This is a genomic window from Acidaminobacter sp. JC074 (genome assembly GCF_022496765.1).
Classification (GTDB): Bacteria; Bacillota; Clostridia; order Peptostreptococcales; family Acidaminobacteraceae; genus JABXKX01.
This window is the reverse complement of record NZ_VANV01000017.1, coordinates 13,330-32,529: the sequence shown is the minus strand read 5'-3', so window position 1 is coordinate 32,529 and position 19,200 is coordinate 13,330. Positions and strand designations below refer to the sequence as shown.

Sequence of the window (19,200 nt, the reverse complement as noted above, 5' to 3'; positions counted from 1 at the left end):
CTGTAGAGATACAGGGCTTATTCTGGATGACTGATATTTGTTATTGTTCTAAACTCAGGTGGTCTTTCCATATGTTTTTTAACAGCACACATATTCATAGATTTAATGATTGCCTTTTCATATTTTGCAGGAAAACCCTCAGGTGTATGTAATTTGATTTCTACTAAATCTACAAGTTTTGTTTCCTTGTTGACATTGTAACTCATGGTGATTTTCATACCTACAGTGTCAATTTCTCTTTGCTGACAAAAGCCAAGTGCATAGATGCCTGCACATGTGGCAATAGATGCTAAAAAGGTGTTAAAAGGTGTAGGTGCACTGGCATCACCACCTGCTTTTACAGATTGGTCAGTAGAAATTGTAAAATTACCGATATGGGCATCAACTTTCTTTCCGCCTGGAAAGCTTACTTCCATTGTTCTCATAAGTATATCCTCCTTGTTTTTATCATAATGAAGATTGGATTTAAAATCAATTATTGATTGCAATTTAATCTTTTTTTCATATGTTTGCGGTATACTTAAGTAGATGAAAAGGTATTTGAAACTTTAATAGATACTTTATGAGTTTGTAATAATCCTAGTCTATAATGTTAAGCGAGGTAATCATGTATACAGCTTTATTAAATGGCAAATTGGTTCAGTCATTTGATGTTTATAATCAGTACGGTTTGGTCATTGAAGAAAAAGACAAGACCTTTAGGTTGGCAGGACCTGAAAAAGCCCTCACATGTGCAAAGTGTGGTGGTCATGTGTACTTTAATCATGGTACAGTAAAAAAACCCTATTTTTCACATTACAAGGGCCAGATGGATAAAAGCATCAACCATCATTCAGATGTTCAAAGTGGTGAACATGAGGATGGTGTATTTGTTCTTTATCATTATTTAAGTCGGTTTTATGATGTTCAACTAGACTATAGATTGGACTTTAAGAGAAATGCCAACTTATATATAGAAGGTTCTAAGAACTTGGCCATAGAGTTTGTATATCATCCTGATTCTATAAAAAAGCGCCATGAAAAAATGAAAGACTATAAAAAGAACAGACAAGAGGCCATATGGGTCATCAGCTCTAAAAGTAATTTTGTCAGTGATGAACACAGGTTCAATCAAGATGAAAGGACTTTTGCCTTAGAAGATAAAAATCAAAGAATCTTTATTTTAGACACTGAAAAAAAGACATTAACCATCCGTAAGTACTTGGAGTATTTTATTGGTGTTGATATAGCTGCAAGAGACAAGTTTTCAAAGACTTATGATCTAAATATGGTGCTCTTTGATATTGATAAAGGCTTTATTGTACATGACTTTGATCTGGCTTACATGACTGCTAGAAAAGCATTTGAACAAGCGGGTAAAGAAAAACTTCAACCTGTCAGTGAGCCTACAAGACACTTAGAGGTAAAGTCGTCTGATGAATCCAAGAGGAAGCTGATTGAAGCGGATAAAAAGCAGGGGAGAATTAAAACTGGTCCTGAAAAGACTTGTGTTTTATGTGGTCAGTTGACTTCTGAATACAGACAGTCTTTATCTGATAAGACTTGTGTATGTACTTGTGTTAGCCACTCAGATGCTCTAGCAGTAAGGGTAGTAAGAAAGAAGAAGACCAAAGAAGTGGATGCATCAGGTAAGAGGTGCATCATCTGCGGTGGTATTTCTAGTCATGACAAGTATCTTATAGACGATGAAAGTTGTATAGGCAAGTGTTTGTCAAAAGAACGTGCAGAAAGTATTTATAAAGCTTTTAAGACTTAATCTGTTTGTCTTGAATTTCATGGGGTAAAAAAAGAGTGAGTTTTTACATGTGAGGTTGATATGTTAAATAGAGGAATAGAATTATTTAATCAAGAAAAATATGATGATGCAGAAGAGGTATTTAGAAAGATTATTCTAGATAGATATGTTGAAAAAGACTATAGAACAGCGCTTTATTATATGGGCTTTGTTTTGTGTTACAAAGAAGCCTTTGATGAAGCTAAAGATGTCTATGAGGAACTTTTAGATATAGCAAAAGTGGAACATGATATGGAAAACTCTGCTATCATGTATCATCAGTTAAGTATGGTAGAAAGATTAAGTGGTCACTATGACAAGGCCATAGATTATTTGATGATTGAAAAAAATACAAGAAAGTGTTACTTAAAAGAGGACTATGTAGGTTTTTCATCTAATTACTATGAGTTGGGACTTTTGCATCTTAAAAAGAAAGATTTAGATAAGGCAAAATCATACATTGATTTGGCCATGATGAATGGTATCATATCTGAAGATCCATCTAGCATTGGGTCTTGTTATAAAGGCCTTGGAGACATAGAGATAGTTGAAGGTAACACCACAAAGGCAAAAGAATGGTATGAAGACTCTAAAAGATACTTAGAAAATGCACATGATGACTTTGGTGTAAAAGAGATACAATCTATGATTGACAAATTGTAGCAACTTTTGAGTTGCTTTTTATTTATTCAATAGGAGGTCATGCAGATGAAAAAATGGATAATCTTGATATTGGTCATACTTTTGGTAGGCTGTACAAATAAGGCGGTTGAGGACGTAGAATCCTTTACCTTTAAGGCACGGATACAAGAGATCACACAAGGTGGTTATATTGTCTTAGTTGATGAAGGAGAAGATGTTAGAAACTCCAGTGACCTGATTTCTATATCGACAGATCAATCCTTTGAACTAGATGACCATGTTCTTATAAAATATGATGGGGCCATCATGGAATCTTATCCTGCACAAATAAATATGCTTTCGATTGAAAAAATTGACTAGGCCGGAAGGCTTTTTCTTTTTATACGTAAATGGTATAATATTCTAAAAGAAAGGATGAAATTTTGAAAATTAAAGCAAATACTATAATAACGATACTAGGTGTCATGATAGCAATCTTAGCAGGCAGTCTGTCATTGACAGTGTCTATTTTACCTTTATATTTGGTTAAAACTCAATTGTTTTTAATAGCAGGTATATTTTTAACTATCATGATAATCATTGTGGTTCGAATGCTACTCAATCCAAACTGGCTTGTTAAAACCGCTACATTTCCAGTCATTTTTGCACTTATAATGGCCTCCTTAATCATCTATTACTCTGGATTTTATGATTTCATTTTAGCTGCAACAGGTATGGTTGAATACAAAGACAGTGCCAATACAGATATGGTTTTTAAACTTATGCCTATCTTGCATGTTGGCATATGGGTCAGTCTCATACCGCTATTTATTGGCGCATTTATGACTTTTAGGAATGTTAACAAGACATTACCTAGGAATCTAGATAAGTACTTACCGGCATCAGGCCGCGTCATTTCTGTTGAAGAGACAGATATCTACATGAATAGGTCAGCAGTTTATAAGGTGACACTAGAAATTAGGTCAGCTGTGAGTGATATTTATGAAGCTTCAAGAAAGCTGACAATTAGTATAGACAGGGTAGACCTATTAGTTGTAGGTAGTGAGGTTAGGCTATTGGTTCATGAAGATAAGAAGGATGATTTTCTGTTTGATATGGGACAGGGGGTCGTATTTTAAGAAGCGGAAGCTTCTTTTTCTTTTGAACAGAGTTTTTACAAGTCATGAATGTAGATGATTCGAAATCTATTGTTAAAGTTTACATTTATTTCTATTACAAAATAGTTAGATTTTTAGGTCTCCTTATGCGATATACTTAATAAAAAGGGGAGATTATGAGAAAATTATTTGTATTAGTGATGCTTGTTTTGCTTGTGAGTTGTCAGAATAGTCAGGAAAGTGTTGATTCTGTAGAGATTTCATTTGATAAGGGGATATTTTTACCAGACCTTGTTTCACTTGAAGGGACAAAGGAAGTATCTTGCACCTTTGACAAGGCAAATGGCCTTATTTATTTTGCGAGATCTGACCAGAATATTAATGGTGGAAAAACAGGCATATACTCTATGACTTACAGGGATGGCTGGTCTGAGCCCGAATTGTTGATTTACACAGAGGATTCAAAAAACTTTAATCCGACAGTTACTCGAGATGGTAAGTATATCTTTTTTTACAGGCTATATGAGAGTGATAAGAAGAGTGGTACATACTATGTAGAGAAAAACCTTGATGGCTACAGTCAGCCTCAACTTCTGATAGATGCCTATTGTGTGACATCAGCGGATTTTGAAACTTTTTATGCATCTCCAATTAAAGGCCAACATAAAGATGATATTGTTACTTTTACATACAAAGAAGGTGTCTTTAGTGATTTTCATTCACTTGATTTCAATACCGATGCTATGGAGACACATCCCTATATTTCTCCAAATGGGGATTTCATCCTATTTGATGGTATTCGTGATGGTATAAAAGGGACATACATATCTTATCTAGATAATGATGAATGGGCAAAGCCAGTTTATTTAGGAGACATATCATACCCATCCACTGATGGTCAGCATATCTTTTATAATAATCAGGAAGACATCTATGTAAAAGGTATTGAAGACCTTATTGCAGCGTATCAATCATCCTTCTTTTATAATCAAGACTTGCCTTACAAAGAGGCCAAGGTATTTTCAGAAGGACTAATATCACTTAATGGATATTCTCATTACCCGGCTTCATTTTCACCTAATGGTGACCTTATGTTTTATGGTCAAATGGACGAAGAAAGAAATAGGTACCTGCTTTATGTTAAAAGGGATCAATTATGGTCTGAACCTGAAAGAATCAGTTTTACAGAGGGTGATGAAATGGAGCCTTTTGTATCTAGAGACGGTAAAAGAGTTTATTTTTCTTCGTCAACGGATTCTGCGAATGCAAAACCGAGTAATCTGTATTATGTAGATTATGAAGAAGGGGTATTCTCTGAGCCTATTAGGCTTCCTGAGACCATTAATTCAAATCACATAGAATATTATCTTACTGAGAGTGACAATGGAAATCTTTACTTCACAAGAGAGAACAAGGGGATATATATGTCTGAGTTCAGTGATGGTGCGTATTTAGAAGCTGTTCATATTGATTTTCCTGGTTACTCATATGCCAGTCATCCTTGTATTTCAAGAGATGAATCCTTTCTGCTCTTCGATGCTAGAAAGAGTGGCAATCAAGGAAGTGCGGATATTTATATAAGCTTTAAAACAGAAGAAGGTTTTTCTGAACCTATCAATCTAGGAGAGTCTGTTAATACACCTGATTGGGACGCCATGGCCATGCTGTCGCCACAAGAGGATTATTTGTTCTTTGTAAGAGAAGGTGACAGTAGAAGAGATATTTACTGGATAGAACTTAATATAGAAGATTACAGATAACATAGACCTTCTATGTTATTTTTTTGTATTAAATAAATCTGAAGAAATATCCATTTAGTTTTACTCTGTTTATTTTCAGCTTATAATACAGTTGAGGTGTGAAATGAAAGATAAAAAAGAATTGATCATACTACTAATAGCGACTATTCCGCTACTCATATTTGGCTTGTTTGTAGTAGAGAGAGACACTGTATCAAGAGATGAGATACAAGAAGATAGCAGACGTCTTCATCAAATAAATGAAAATTATAATGAGGCAAGTCATCTATCAAGTCATATAGGTGGTCTGCTTTATTATGACCATAGTTTAAGAGACCATACTTTTTCAGTGTATCTAGATGAAAAGCATAATCAAGGCTTCAGATCTTTCCATTCAGGCTCGTCATCTTTTATAGATAGAGGTGTTCAGGCTTTTTACTATGAAAACTTTGGTACTGCATTTTTTCAATGAATAAAAAGCATGTAAGCCAAGTAAGCTACTTGGGCCAAACAACGGCTATAGATCCTGATAAACCTTTTGTCCTAACCTTTGATGATGGTGCCTTTGATATTAAACTCTATGATGCTAACGGGGACATAGTCAAAATCGACCAGTTTAGTGTGCCTGTATCTAGTGGTAGTCAATTGGCAATTGAACTAAGTGAGAGTTATACTAATGAAGCAAATCTATTTATAGAATATGGGGGTATCTATTATAACAGTCTAAGTGGTCCAAGTTCTTATCAAGAAGTCAACGCCTTTGATAACTTCATCAAGACCACTAGGCCTAGTGAATTGGTTGAAAATCAGTTGAATGAATTGACTGTAAAAGCTGGTTTTACTTTAAGAATGGACTTTGAACAGGCACCTATCAGTTATGAAGTATATTCTTGGTACGAACCAGATGTTTATGACCAAGTTCTTGTAAAGGATGGAGAGTTTACAGTATCTAGTCACAGACCATCTGAAATCTATCTTGTTAAAGCTTCTTATGATTTTGGTGAAAAATATTTCGTCTTTAAAGTAGATATTGTCGATTATTATACAGTGGTTCCTGATGTAATTTATCATGTCCTAGAAGAAGAATACCTCGATAATACTTATGAGGATCATTCTAGATTCACAAGAATCTATTGGACATATGATGGTATAAAAGACGAGTTTTACCCATCGACTGTCGTTATTGCAATTGATAAAGTTGAGACACTTTTACAGGCAAGAGACTATTTGAAAAGCAATCATTTAGATGATATTATGTTCTTGGAAAACACGTTGGTCTCAAATGGTGTAATAAACCAGTGGCTTTTAGAAGGCTATCAACCGGATGTGGAATACCACAGTAAAAGCAAGAAGGGACTGACTTACAAAGAGATTAAGGAGCTAAATTGAAGACATTGATAATAAATGGTTCACCTAGAAAGAAAGGTGATTCTATGGCCATTGTAGATGAAATGCTTAAATACCTAGATGGAGAAGTCAAGTTTATTCATACATACTATGCTGATATTAGTCCATGTCTAGATTGCAGGTTTTGCATGAAAAATAGCGGCTGTTGTATAGATGATGAAATGCAAGAAGTCTATAAACTCTTAAGTGAAGTGGATAATGTGATTATTACATCTCCAATTTACTTTTCTGAGCTGACGGGCAAGCTTTTAAGTTTTGCCTCAAGACTGCAAACCTATTATGTCCAAAGAGTTATGAAAAAAGACGAATCATTTAAGCTAAAAGAAAAAAATGGCCTTTTGATTCTAACTGGTGGTGGAGATGGTAAGCCAACACCAGCTATAGATAGGGCAGGTATTATATTTAGATTTATCAATGCAAAATCTATTGGTACTATTATGAGTTTAAATACAAACAATGTTTCAGCCACTCATGATCAAGTCGCTCTTGCGCAAGCAAGAGAGTATGCTTTAAAACTGAATGAATTACACAAATAGTCATGTTATGTGGCTTTTTTTTTTATGCTATACTAAAAATAGGTTGATTTAAAAGGAGTAATTTTGGATAAAAGGCAGAAGTTGATTGATAGATTAAAATCATATTTACGTATAGTCATAAGAGGTATTGCCATAGCCTACTTTTCTTGGTCTATGTTAATCGTAAGCGGGCTAGATATTGAGTCCTATAAATACCGATTAGAGCCTGTCTGTGACAGCATTGAATCATATGCAGACAATGGTCTGGCTCTTGTTCAAGTAAATGGCATGTACGGTTATGTTAACAAGTGGGGAGACTTTGTTATTGAGCCGCAGTACACTGATGCAAACAGTTTTTCAGATGGTCTTGCAAGCGTTCTAATAGGTGACAAGTATGGTTACATAGATAAAAGTAATAAGCTTATCATTAAGGCGCACTTTGATCAAGCTTCTTCTTTCGCTGATGGCCTAGCGGTTATAAAAGAAGCGGATAAGTATGGTGTCATCGATACATCTGGACAAGTGGTATTAAAAACAATGTATGATGAAATCTCCATAGATGGACCAGATATTTTTAGGTATGAGCTTGATAATAAATTGGGCTTTATATACACTGACTCCGATTATTTAACCGATTACGACTCTATAGGTAAGTTTTCAAATGAGATGGCGCCCGTTTCAAAGGATGGTAAATATAGCTACATCGATTTAGAAAACAAGATGCTTGTTGGGCTAGAGTTTGATTATGCATCACCTTATGTCTTAAATCAAGCTGTAGTTGGTTCTGATGGTAAGTTTGGTGTACTAAACGATGAAGGTCATGTGATTTTACCCATTGAATACGATGACATCAGACTCTTTGGAGATGACATAATAGGTATTAAGACTGGCTATAACTGGGGCTATGTAAGAGAGGATGGGAGTATCCTAGTTGAACCTGAATATGATATGGTTCATCCATTTTATGATGGTCTTGCAAGAGTTGAAATCAATAAAAAACATGGTTTTATTGATCAGAATAATGACTATATTATTGGTCCTATATATAACAGGGCTAGTAAATATTCTCATGGCTTACTCAGAATCAGACACAATATATTTTGGGGTTATGTGGATGAAGATAATGACTATGTTATTGAGCCTACATTTGATGATGCAACAGATTTCTTTGACAATGATACTGCCTTTGTAAAGGTTAAAGGTAAATGGGGTATCATGACACTCAATCATAGAATAAACTACTTCATAACCGCAGGTCTACCTATTATCCTATTGATAGGCTTAAAGTATTTATGGCGCTTATTAAAGCATCTTATTGGGACAGGTTGAACCTGTCTTTTTATGTGGAGACTACTTTTTAACTCAATCTATACACTTAATTAAAAAGGCTTAAATGATATACTTTTTATAAGGGGGGATGATGATGTTAGATAAAAATATAATTAAAAGCCAAATAGATAAGGTTTCTTCTGAGTGGGATATTTCAGGTAATTTTATCATCACAAAACAAGACCAAGTCTTACATAAAGAGGTATATGGCTATAGAAACAGAGATAAAAATCAAAAGGCTACGGATCAAACGCGTTATACATTAGACTCAAACGAAAAGTTTTTTGTTAACTTAGCTTTGGTATCAGCCATAGACAGAAAGCTCTTAAATCTGAGTGATACACTGGATAAGTTTGTAGCTGATTTTAAACACGGGTCAAAGATTACCATTGAACATTTGTTGAAAGATTTGACTGGACTGAGTGATTTCTACTTTGAAGGCCTAATGGTAGATCTTGAAAATGATCAGGCTTATCATGACCTGTCTTTTGAAGACCGTCTTAGAAGAGAACAAAGGGTCTACTTTGAGAATAGAGACTTTGACTCTGTTATGAAAAGAATAAAATCAATAGACCTAGTTGCGACACCTGGTGATGTAGAAGGTGAAGATTCCAAAACCAATGAAGTCATGCTTATTGAGATTTTAAGACAAGTGACGGGACTTTCTGTATTTGACTATTTGAAGGAGTATATCTTTTTACCGCTTGGTATGACTGTTAATGAAGGACATGATCCTAATACTTTGTCTTACAGGGTTCATGATGGCAAGCATTTGGTTTCTATACCGCTTGATTATAAGGCTTCTGGTCTTTTTAATGTTTCAGGAGATGATATTTCAAAGCTTCTGATGGCCATTTCAAAAAAAGATCTTTACTCAAAAGCTATGTGGAAGAAAATATTAAAAAGAGACGCTTATGGCAATAATCTATTGTTTTATAATGCCAATGGCTATGATTGCTCAAATACAGAATGTTTAGGTTTTGGTTTCTATCCATACTTTGATTTTGAAAGCGGTCTTGGTTTTGCTAGTTTAGTCAACGAACATCAGACTTTCAAGCACGTAGAAGGTGCCATGCATTATTTCAGAAGAGATTCAAGAGAGGTTGTATCTTCTTTAACCACCTATCCAGAACATACAAAAATGGTGGCTCTAAGTAAGAAACATTTTTGGCATGCCATTAATCTTGAAATTGAAGAAGATCAAAGAAGATTTGTATTTGATACCAAGGGTTCCATAGCCATGGCTTTAATGTACCCGACAAAAAAAGCATTTCTTCAAATGGAAGGTAATACGATTGTTGGACTTTTAGTATTAGAGATCAACAAGAAGAAGGGTGATTTCGACATTGATATCATTATTATTGATAAGAAGTATCAAGGTAGAGGTTATGGTAAGTTGATGGTTAAATGGGCAGTAGAGAAACTTAAGAGTGAAGGCGCTAAAAAGTTAACCATAGGTGTTAACAAGCAAAACCTAGGTGCTAAAAAAATATATATGAATGCTGGTTTTAAACCGAGTTCAGTTGGGCAGGGCGGTATGCAGCTTTCTATGGAAATTAAATAACTTTGGTGCTTTTGCATCAAAGTTTTTTTCTGTATAATAGCATTGAGGTGATGAAATTGTTAAATAGAATGAGAATGAGTTGGCCTTTAAATATCATTATTTTAACGGCTTTGGCTTATTATTTTTTTATGTCAGAAGAGTATCTGATAGCAGGTGTATTGATTGTCTTTTCCTTATTGTCTTTTTTCTTGTTTAATAAACAGAAGAAGTCAGATCAGGATAGGCCAAAGGAAATGAAGTTCAGAATGGGACTTTTTTCAGATTATAAGAAGAGGATTTTAGTTGAAGGTCTGTCACGTGATCAAATTGAGTCTTTGATGACCTCTCATGAAAGTCTTGAAGAAGATACTTATTCCTATAAGCTTGTGGATCTTGCTGATGGCTATATGGTAGAATGTTCGGACCAGATGACATTTTATGATTATCATAATTTAGTAGGTTGGTTATATGGAACAGGTGAACATGACTCAGAGAATATCTATGGTTTGGTTCATGATGACTATAATAATTATATCGTTAAGCTTAGACCAGATGGTTTAGGAGATACCCTTTATGGCCTGATAGATGATGGTAGAATGATTGAAATCTATTTACCTGAAGCCTATGAGGAAGGTGGTAACATCCGTGTTAAAGCTGGTGACTATGACTATAGACATCTTGAAAATATACTTAAAAAATATATGAAATAATTTAGTCCTTGGCCTAGGTCAAGGATTTTATCTTGGATAAATACCTTTAAAATGGGTATATAATTCAGAGAGGTTATTATGAGTTTGATATTTTTTTTCACGCATACTTACAGACATGAAAATCACCATATTAAGGTAAAGGCAGAGCTGACTGCAGTTATGTTACTTTTGATTTGCTTTTCTTTGGTATTAGAAGTTATTTCAAGTACCTATCTTAATCCGTCTAGCATCATAACGAATGCAGTTGCTGTACTTGCTTTTGCCTTTGTTTTGGTGCTTTTAAAGAAGGGAAAACTGATTGTTACAGGCAATTTGTTTGTGATTGCTGGACTGGCTAAGTTAATTGAGTTCTTTCCAATGAACTATACGCACCAATTTTATCTTCAGTCCTTTTTAGGCATGTTGGTAGCGGTTGCGATCTATACCAAAGCCTATCAATTGATTGCAACTATATCATATACACTTATATTAAATTTCTATAGACTGTTTTTCTTTGCAGGTCGTGTTAACCCTGGTTTTAAATTTGAAATCTATCAAGCCTGTCTAGGTGTTTTTCTTTTTGCAGTAGCTATATTTTTCTATGATAGAGTCATTAAAGACGAAATATTGATCAATAAGCGTACTAAGAAATTATCTGAAACGGATCAGCTTACCAGGCTAAAGAACCGACAGTATTTTGATCTAGCCCTTCAAAAGGAAATCCTATCTGATAGAGCATATGAGCTGGCACTCATTGACATAGATTATTTTAAGCGTGTGAATGATACCTATGGCCATCATGTAGGTGACCAAGTTTTGAAAACGCTGGGTGAGCTTATGAAGAAACACTTCACTGGAGCGCTTGTATCTAGATGGGGTGGTGAAGAGTTTGCTGTCATTGGTACAAATAAGGATTTTGGCTTAAAACTGACTGAGTTTAAGGATTTGGTTGAAGCCTATGATTTTGGTTTAGATCAAAATATCACACTATCAATAGGCTGCATCAAGTCTAATAAAATGTCTTATGATGATGTCTTAAGATTAGCAGACAAAAGCCTCTATGAGGCCAAGGAAAACGGTCGTAACTGTATTGTATACTATGAGAGGGCGCTATGATATCTTTAACTTCTATTTATACAGATTTATACATGAAGAAAAAAGCTCAGTATACCTTATTTTTCCTAGCCCTAATAGTGGTTTATTCAAGCCTGAGTCTACTTGTATCTCTTATGCTAGGTCAGTTTGACTGGATCTTGCTTATGTCTTATTTAGGTTGGCTTTTAATAGCCTATGGGATTTATAAGCTTCTTGTTAAGGGCTATTTAGAATCAGCCATTAATGTTTTTTCTATAGCTGGGATTGCTAAAGGCATGCTCTTATATTTTCTACCTGTAGGCATTTACTTCTATGTTCATATGTTTCTGATTATTTTTATTGTTTCGGCTATAAAATATAAAGAATATCAGATTAAGAGTATCTTTATCATAGCTTATTTAATGACACTTATCAGGTCCATGCAAGCGGATCTTGTCGGTATCTATGACACATCCGTTCGCTTGGTAAGCTATAGAATTTCCATAGTCATTGGCGTTCTTATGTTCATCTTAGTACTCTATTATCTGAGCCGCATTGTAGACAGAGAAATAAGAAATATTGAACGTTATGATAAGTTATCTAAAACAGATACATTAACAGGTGTTTCAAATAGATTGGCCTTTAATATGGATACAGAAAATTTAAATAGAAAAGTGACAAATGGACTTCTGATACTTGATTTAGACCACTTTAAGAAAATCAATGATAGCTTCGGCCATATGGTGGGTGATCAAGTCTTAAAGAGTTTTGCAGATCTTCTCTTTCAATACCTAAATGATAAAGGCAAGCTTTATAGAATAGGTGGTGAGGAGTTTGCGATCTTGTATAAAAATATTGATAGAACTTCCCTGGATGACTTTTGTCATGAAATTATAGAACTGGTGGCAAACGCAGACTTTGATATCAGTCAGAAAGTCACAGTTTCTATTGGAGCAGTTTATGTAGAAGAGCTGACTTGCTCTGATTTTGAAGATTGTTACAGGGCAAGTGACAAAGCCCTTTACAGAGCCAAAGAGACTGGTAGAAATAAGTATGTTCTTGTTTAGCCTAGATAATTATCTAGGTTAAAATTTTACCAATTGCCAAGTTTACAACTATGATTTAAGTGTATTATGCTTTTGCTCGATATGATTATTTATACTTATTTTTTTATATTTATTTAAAAATAAGTGTTGACAGGCATATTTCTTTTGGCTATACTAGCTATTAATAAAACGTTGATTGAGAGTAGTAGAATGAATGAAATCTTCAAAGAGAGTCGGTGATGGTGTGAATCCGATAAGATTAGTTGATTTGAATGGACTCATGAGTGGGCGCTGAAATTAAAGTATGCAACCCGGGTTCTCCCGTTATAGAGATATGTTATCGGCTATGCCTGTAACAGATGAGATAAAGGTTTATCCTTTAAATTGAGGTGGCACCGCGAGTAGATTCGCCCTCTATACTTTGTGTATAGAGGGCTTTTTGTATTTAGAAATGGAGGTAGTGTGTGAATTATAAATGAACTGAACAACTTATAAATCGTAAGCTTATGTCCATTAAGGACCAACTCAAGGAGGATTAAAATGAAAGAATTAAGAAATTCAGATGGTATGTTTGGTGAGTACGGTGGTGCATTTGTTCCAGAACCTTTAAAGGCACCTTTAAAAGAACTAGAAAAGGCTTTTTTTGAAGCTCTAGGGGATGAGTCATTTCATAAAGACTTAAGATATTATCAAAGAGAATATATTGGCAGATCCAACCCACTTTACTATGCAGAAAATTTAAGCAAAACTTGTGGCGGCGGAAAAATCTATCTTAAGAGAGAAGATTTGAACCATACTGGTGCCCATAAGATTAACAACACCATTGGTCAGGTTTTACTGGCAAAGAGAATGGGTAAAAAGCGAATCATTGCAGAAACGGGCGCTGGACAGCATGGTGTGGCTACTGCTACAGTGTGTGCCTTGTTTGATATGGAATGTGTGATATATATGGGTGAAGTAGACATGGCGCGACAAGCTCTAAATGTCTTTAAGATGGAACTTTTAGGTGCAAAGGTCGTAGCAGCAAAATCAGGTCAAAGAACCTTAAAGGAAGCTGTGGATGAAGCTCTAAATGATTATGTGATTAACTGTAAAAATACCTTCTACCTATTAGGATCAGCTGTAGGGCCACATCCATATCCATTAATGGTTAGAGAGTTCCAAAGCATCATAGGTAAAGAGGCCAGACAACAGATTCTAGATAAAGAAAATAAATTACCGGATTATGTAGTTGCTTGTGTAGGTGGTGGTTCAAACGCTATTGGTCTTTTCAATGGCTTTTATGAAGACGATGTGAAGTTGGTTGGTGTGGAACCAGCTGGTAAGGGGAGTAAAATTGGTGAACATGCTGCAACCATGACTTATGGAAAGCCTGGTGTGATTCACGGCTTTAAATGTTACAATCTGCAAGATGAAAAAGGTGAGGCGCTACCTGTACACTCTATAGCTGCAGGCCTTGATTATCCAGGTGTCGGACCAGAACACAGTCACTTTAAAGATACAAAAAGATGCGAGTATGTCACAGCATCTGATCAAGATGCTATTGAAGCCTTTAAACTACTTTCTAAAACAGAAGGTATTATTCCTGCCATAGAAAGTGCCCATGCAATTTCTTATGGTGTAAAGCTTGCTAAAGGCCTTGATGCTGATCAAACCATCATCATTAACTTATCAGGTAGAGGCGATAAAGATATGGTAAGAATGCAGGAGATTTTGAAATGAAATAAGAACTCAAGGCTGGTCGGAACAAGTTCCTGCTCGCCCTAGCATCCTGGCACATCGAGTGCTTCGTTACTTATGAAAAACAAGTTTTCAAACCAATAAAAGAATCCAGCTGGTCTGGATTCTTATTTTTCAATAGATGCATAGAAAAACTCAAAGACTTCTTCAAATATATCTAGATTCTCATCTAATTTTGAAGGCATAATATTATCGATAATGCCTCTTATCATATAGATGTATGTTTTTCTCATGGTTTGAGGAGGCAAGTCTTTCAGTTGATTATTTTTAATACCATCTTCAAAAACAGTGTCCATAAGCAAGTCGAGTTCATGAGATGATTGACTTAACATGTCATCTATAAAAGGAAAGTTTTCTTTAGAGATGGCGAGCCATTTTCTCGTTTTAAAGTTCTTTTCATCAGCATTAAACTCTATGAACTTGATCCCCATCTTATAGAGTCGATTTTTTATAGGTAAATCTTTTGCAGCTTCAAATTCTTGATTGATTTGAAGAAGATAATTGCCAACTGCCTGATAAAGCATGGTTCTTAAAAGTTCATCTTTATTTTTAAAGTGTGAGTATATGGATTGCTTCTTAATACCTAGTTCTTCAGCGATTTGAGACAGGCTGAAAAACTCACCATATTTTGTGTAGTAGTCATAAGAAACTAATAATATTTTGTCCTTTGTATTCATTTTCCCTCCTAAGCACTTTCATTTTATCATCAAACAAAGTATAATGTAATTTGATATGCAACTGACGAGTGTCAGCTAGGAGGTAAAATGAGAAGTATTAAGGGGAAAATTTTAAGTGTTGTTTTGTTGGTTATCACACTGTCATTAACGGTTACAGGCTTTGTAATCAATGAGAGAATAGATGCTCAGATGGAGAAGGATGCCACAGAAAAATTGTTAAAGGATGCAACCATTGTTGCAACTGAAGTTAACAGTCAGTTACAAGAGTTTGGGACTGTTGTTAGACAAATGGCTACCAATGATGAGTTTATCCATATTGTGAGTAAGTACAACAATAAGAAAATAAAACAATCATTAAGTTCATATGAAGCAGTTATTGAGATGTTAAAAAAAGTATCGTCAACATCTGATACAATTGGTCTTGCATGGTTAGGTTCTGTAAGAGCAAATGACTTGATTATAGAAGATCCACTTTATGTTACGCCAGATGACTTTAATATCAAAGCGCGTGACTGGTTTGTCCAAATGGAGGAGATTGATGGTTTAACTTATTCAAGACCCTACATTGATCAAATGACAGGTAAACAAGTTATTTCAGTCGTTTATCCAATTAAAGAAAATAATAAAATTATCGGTAATGTCGGCTTAGATGTCTACTTAGACGATTTGTCAGCTTACTTTGAAGGCTATAGAATCGGTGAAGCAGGTTATCCAGTACTCATAGACAGTGAAGGTACCTTTGTCTATCATCCAGATGAGGCTTTAAGAATGAAATCTCAACTAGGAGACTTAGGGGATGTCTTTGCAGATTTTCAAGAGGAAATGTTAGCAGGGCATAGTGATATCAGTGACTTTGAGTACAAAGGTGACCATAAGTATTTTGCCTATGCACCAGTAAAATCATCGATGTGGTCTGTTGGGGCAACTGTACCTAAAAGTGAGACAAGAGACGTCATCGCTTCATTTAAATGGACCAATACAATTTTATTTGCCTTGACTCTATTGTTCTTGGTGATAGCAGTTTATTTTGCAACTGGCTCAGCCTTAAAAAAGGTGCCGGTCCTTCTAAAAGGGATGAATGCCTTAGCTGAGGGAGATTTGACTCAAACTGTGGACATCAAGTCAAAAGATGAAATCGGTCAAATTGCATCTGCCTATAACAATATTGTTACGAGTTTTTCTTCAGTTTTAGGTGCTGTTCATGCTTCCTCTACTAATGTAGATAAAGCTTCTGAATCTATGGTTACAATATCTGAGGAATCAAAGATTGCCTTAAATGAAGTAGCGACTGCAGTATCTGAAGTGGCTGAAGCAGCATCAGATCAAGCCATTCAAACAGAACAGTCAGTAACAGGTATGCATAAGCTGGCATCAGAAATAGAAGATGTCATCACATCAACTGAGGAAATAAATACATCCACTAGACAAGTTCATGATTTATCCAATGAAGGGACTTCTGCTATAGAATCTCTAAACAAACAAGCCAAAGACAACCATGAATCTGTAGAAGCCATAAAAGTTATCGTTGGGGATATGGATAAGGCATCTAATGATATTTCAGAGATTGTTCGCATCATCAGTGATATCTCAAGTCAGACCAACCTACTTGCCTTAAATGCTTCCATTGAAGCAGCACGTGCAGGTGAAGCTGGTAGAGGTTTTGCAGTTGTCGCAGATGAAATTAGAAAGCTTGCAGAACAAACCAATCAGGCAACAGAAGATATCAGTGAAAAGATCAGTGATATACAAGCTAAGTCTGCAGATGCAGTTAAGCAAACAAATATCTCGGAAGAAATTGTTGAAAACAATGTTCAAGTTGTTAAGAAGACCCAAGAGATTTTTGATGAAATCGGCAAGAATTTAGAAAGCTTATTTAACTTAACTGTGACGTCTAAAGAAGCCGCTATTGAAGTTAGGGCTTATAAGGACGAGATTGTAGGTTACATTGAAGGTATATCAGCTGCATCAGAAGAAACATCTGCTTCCATGGAAGAGATGAGTGCTACAACTGAAGAACAGTTAGCCATTATGGAAAATTTAGCTGTAGAAGCAGAAAAGCTAAATGCACTATCTGACGAACTTCAAACTGAGTTAAATATATTCAAACTATAGGAAATGCACGCTAGAAATAGCGTGCATTAATTATTTATATCCGACTGGTCTCCAGTTTTGAGCATTATCCATCATGATAATCGTTTCATGTCTTGTTGGCAAGTGGTGTTTGATGATCTTTGCTTTATAACCGGATTCTCTTGAATAAATGAGTGTATCACTGTCTAACCAAGTCGGCACCCAATCGGCATGACTGTTATCTGTATGTAAGGTTATTTCCTCGGTATTGAAGTCATAGGTTGCTATTTGCCAAATGCCACTTAGTCTTGTAGAGTAGGCTATTTGACTGCCTGAAGGACTGAATTCACACCTTGAACAGTTTTCTAATAATAGTTGGCTTTCAAACACACTTTGATTGGTCCAATCATCGATTGTAATGGTATAGGTGTCCTGAGTACTTGAAAAATGTGTATATGTCACTTCATGATCATCCATGGAGAATGCTGGCCAGAAGTCCTTATCTGTATTGTGAGTTAGCTGTGTTTGATGATGACCATCTGCTGTCATGATAAAAATTTCCCTATCTCCATCTCTTGTAGATGAAAAGGCGATGCTCTTGCCATCGTGTGACCAAGTTGCAGCCCTGTCTTCACTGTCGTTAAAGGTTAATTGCATTAGGTTAGTACCATCTACATTCATGGTGTAGATTTCATCATCACCATCTCTATTTGAATAAAAGACCAAGCGCTTTTTATCTGATGAGAGATATGGCAAACCATCGTCAAAGTCATTGTCTGTGAGATTGGTAAGTGTATCAGATGAAACATCATAACTATAGATATCCCGATCACCATCCATATTGGAGTCAAAGTAAATGGTTTCTTTATGAGGATATGGCCTAAAATCTGGACCCCAATCTGAACTTGGATCATTAGTTATTTGGTATTCCTCATGAGTCTCGAGATTTCTAACATAGATTTCGCCACTACCAAAACCAGCCTCTTTATTATAAACTACCCATTTTTTATCATGAGAATATACTGGAACCCAAAGGGTTCTTGTGTCCTGTAAGAAAGGTTCGCGTACATGAGTCTTAATATTATAAGTAAAAAGTTCTGTTCGACTCGAGTTCTTGCCATGACAAATGATGTTGTCATCGTCATAAAAATCAATATAGCCTAGATGTTCTGTATCGGATAAGGTAATTGAACCGTCTTTTAAATCGAGTATGGCAAGCTTTTGGATACCAGATTCTATAGAGGTGTAGCCAATCCTTGTGCCATCTGGCGAAAATTTTGGCTGCTTGTCTTTTGTATGGTTATTTGTAAGCCTTGTTTGATGACTACCATCTGCGTTCATGATATAGATTTCAGAGTTTCCGTCTCGCGTAGATTCAAATACAATCTGTTTACCATCTGGTGAAAAGTCGGGCAAATGATCATCACCACCAGAAAAGGTCAAACGTTTGAGAGTTGCTTCAGGACTTCTGAGGTCTATAGTGTAGAGGTCTCTATTGCCATTCATGGTTGAGAAAAAGACAATGGTATAACCGTCAGGTGAAAAATCGGCGTGACCCTCAAGTGAGTTTAGATCAAGAATGATTTCTACTGATTTGGTCTGGCTGTTGAAAAGATATAAGTCTCTGTCACCACCTCTCTCTGAGGAAAAGAGTATGTCGTGTTCAAGAGGGGGGATGATAGTAGCTTCTTCTTGTATGACTTCTTTTACAATCTCTTTGACTTCAGCTGGAGAAGAGGGTTCTTGAGTCTTTTCTTGTATGGGCACCTCTACAGTCTTGGAACAAGCGACAAATAACAGTGTTAATAATAAGATTAGTTGTTTCATTTTATACCTCCTAGTTTCAGTTTATATAATT

At 35.5% G+C, this 19,200-nt stretch carries 18 protein-coding genes and 1 other annotated feature; of the genes, 15 read left to right on the top strand and 3 right to left on the bottom strand.

Translation table 11 applies throughout. From position 1 onward, the window contains the following. Window positions 1-17: 17 nt before the first annotated feature. On the bottom strand, window positions 18-425 hold the full coding sequence (locus EZV73_RS18800; RefSeq protein ID WP_240841948.1) for an OsmC family protein: 408 nt from the start codon (window positions 423-425) through the stop codon (window positions 18-20). A gap of 182 nt (window positions 426-607) precedes the next feature. Between EZV73_RS18800 and EZV73_RS18795 the strand changes: the two genes are divergently transcribed. The 14 genes from EZV73_RS18795 to trpB all read left to right on the top strand — a co-directional run bounded on the left by EZV73_RS18795 (window position 608) and on the right by trpB (window position 14,577). Continuing rightward, complete coding sequence (locus tag EZV73_RS18795; RefSeq protein ID WP_240841946.1) at window positions 608-1,756, top strand: competence protein CoiA family protein; 1,149 nt, start codon at window positions 608-610, stop codon at window positions 1,754-1,756. A 60-nt stretch (window positions 1,757-1,816) separates the two neighbouring features. Then, entirely contained in the window at window positions 1,817-2,437 is a 621-nt protein-coding gene (locus tag EZV73_RS18790) for a tetratricopeptide repeat protein (protein WP_240841945.1), read from the top strand. A 45-nt stretch (window positions 2,438-2,482) separates the two neighbouring features. Further along, on the top strand, window positions 2,483-2,776 hold the full coding sequence (locus EZV73_RS18785) for a hypothetical protein (RefSeq protein ID WP_240841944.1): 294 nt from the start codon (window positions 2,483-2,485) through the stop codon (window positions 2,774-2,776). Between the two features lie 62 nt (window positions 2,777-2,838). After that, window positions 2,839-3,534, top strand: a complete 696-nt coding sequence (locus tag EZV73_RS18780) for a hypothetical protein (protein ID WP_240841943.1) — start codon at window positions 2,839-2,841, stop codon at window positions 3,532-3,534. Between the two features lie 155 nt (window positions 3,535-3,689). Continuing rightward, entirely contained in the window at window positions 3,690-5,273 is a 1,584-nt protein-coding gene (locus EZV73_RS18775) for a hypothetical protein (protein WP_240841942.1), read from the top strand. A 103-nt stretch (window positions 5,274-5,376) separates the two neighbouring features. Continuing rightward, the gene (locus EZV73_RS18770; RefSeq protein WP_240841941.1) at window positions 5,377-5,724 is read left to right on the top strand and encodes a hypothetical protein; all 348 of its coding nucleotides are present in this window, start codon (window positions 5,377-5,379) and stop codon (window positions 5,722-5,724) included. Then, window positions 5,721-6,641 (top strand): hypothetical protein, encoded by a 921-nt coding sequence (locus tag EZV73_RS18765; protein ID WP_240841940.1) that lies wholly within the window; start codon window positions 5,721-5,723, stop codon window positions 6,639-6,641. Before EZV73_RS18770 ends, EZV73_RS18765 begins: the two co-directional genes overlap by 4 nt. After that, window positions 6,638-7,195, top strand: coding sequence for a flavodoxin family protein (locus EZV73_RS18760; protein WP_240841939.1), 558 nt, complete (start codon window positions 6,638-6,640; stop codon window positions 7,193-7,195). Before EZV73_RS18765 ends, EZV73_RS18760 begins: the two co-directional genes overlap by 4 nt. Before the next feature lie 63 nt (window positions 7,196-7,258). Beyond that, the gene (locus EZV73_RS18755) at window positions 7,259-8,503 is read left to right on the top strand and encodes a WG repeat-containing protein (protein ID WP_240841938.1); all 1,245 of its coding nucleotides are present in this window, start codon (window positions 7,259-7,261) and stop codon (window positions 8,501-8,503) included. Between the two features lie 94 nt (window positions 8,504-8,597). After that, a complete protein-coding gene (locus EZV73_RS18750) occupies window positions 8,598-10,067 on the top strand; it encodes a GNAT family N-acetyltransferase (protein WP_240841937.1) in 1,470 nt (489 codons plus the stop codon). Between the two features lie 56 nt (window positions 10,068-10,123). Further along, a complete protein-coding gene (locus EZV73_RS18745) occupies window positions 10,124-10,756 on the top strand; it encodes a hypothetical protein (protein WP_240841936.1) in 633 nt (210 codons plus the stop codon). A gap of 78 nt (window positions 10,757-10,834) precedes the next feature. Beyond that, window positions 10,835-11,851: a GGDEF domain-containing protein gene (locus tag EZV73_RS18740; protein WP_240841935.1), complete on the top strand. Its 1,017-nt coding sequence runs from the start codon at window positions 10,835-10,837 to the stop codon at window positions 11,849-11,851. Further along, the gene (locus tag EZV73_RS18735) at window positions 11,848-12,876 is read left to right on the top strand and encodes a GGDEF domain-containing protein (RefSeq protein WP_240841934.1); all 1,029 of its coding nucleotides are present in this window, start codon (window positions 11,848-11,850) and stop codon (window positions 12,874-12,876) included. The genes EZV73_RS18740 and EZV73_RS18735 overlap by 4 nt, the downstream gene beginning before the upstream one ends. Window positions 12,877-13,038: 162 nt before the next feature. Continuing rightward, window positions 13,039-13,273, top strand: a binding site (T-box leader). A gap of 122 nt (window positions 13,274-13,395) precedes the next feature. Beyond that, complete coding sequence (gene trpB / locus EZV73_RS18730; RefSeq protein WP_240841933.1) at window positions 13,396-14,577, top strand: tryptophan synthase subunit beta; 1,182 nt, start codon at window positions 13,396-13,398, stop codon at window positions 14,575-14,577. Between the two features lie 125 nt (window positions 14,578-14,702). Here the strand turns inward: trpB and EZV73_RS18725 are convergent, their stop codons facing one another. Then, on the bottom strand, window positions 14,703-15,272 hold the full coding sequence (locus EZV73_RS18725) for a TetR/AcrR family transcriptional regulator (RefSeq protein ID WP_240841932.1): 570 nt from the start codon (window positions 15,270-15,272) through the stop codon (window positions 14,703-14,705). Between the two features lie 87 nt (window positions 15,273-15,359). On the opposite strand from EZV73_RS18725, the gene EZV73_RS18720 reads away from it, so the two are divergent. Further along, a complete protein-coding gene (locus EZV73_RS18720) occupies window positions 15,360-17,384 on the top strand; it encodes a methyl-accepting chemotaxis protein (protein WP_240841931.1) in 2,025 nt (674 codons plus the stop codon). Window positions 17,385-17,414: 30 nt separating this feature from the next. Here EZV73_RS18720 and EZV73_RS18715 read toward each other — a convergent pair whose 3' ends face one another. Then, on the bottom strand, window positions 17,415-19,169 hold the full coding sequence (locus tag EZV73_RS18715) for a hypothetical protein (RefSeq protein WP_240841930.1): 1,755 nt from the start codon (window positions 19,167-19,169) through the stop codon (window positions 17,415-17,417). Between the last annotated feature and the right edge of the window lie 31 nt (window positions 19,170-19,200).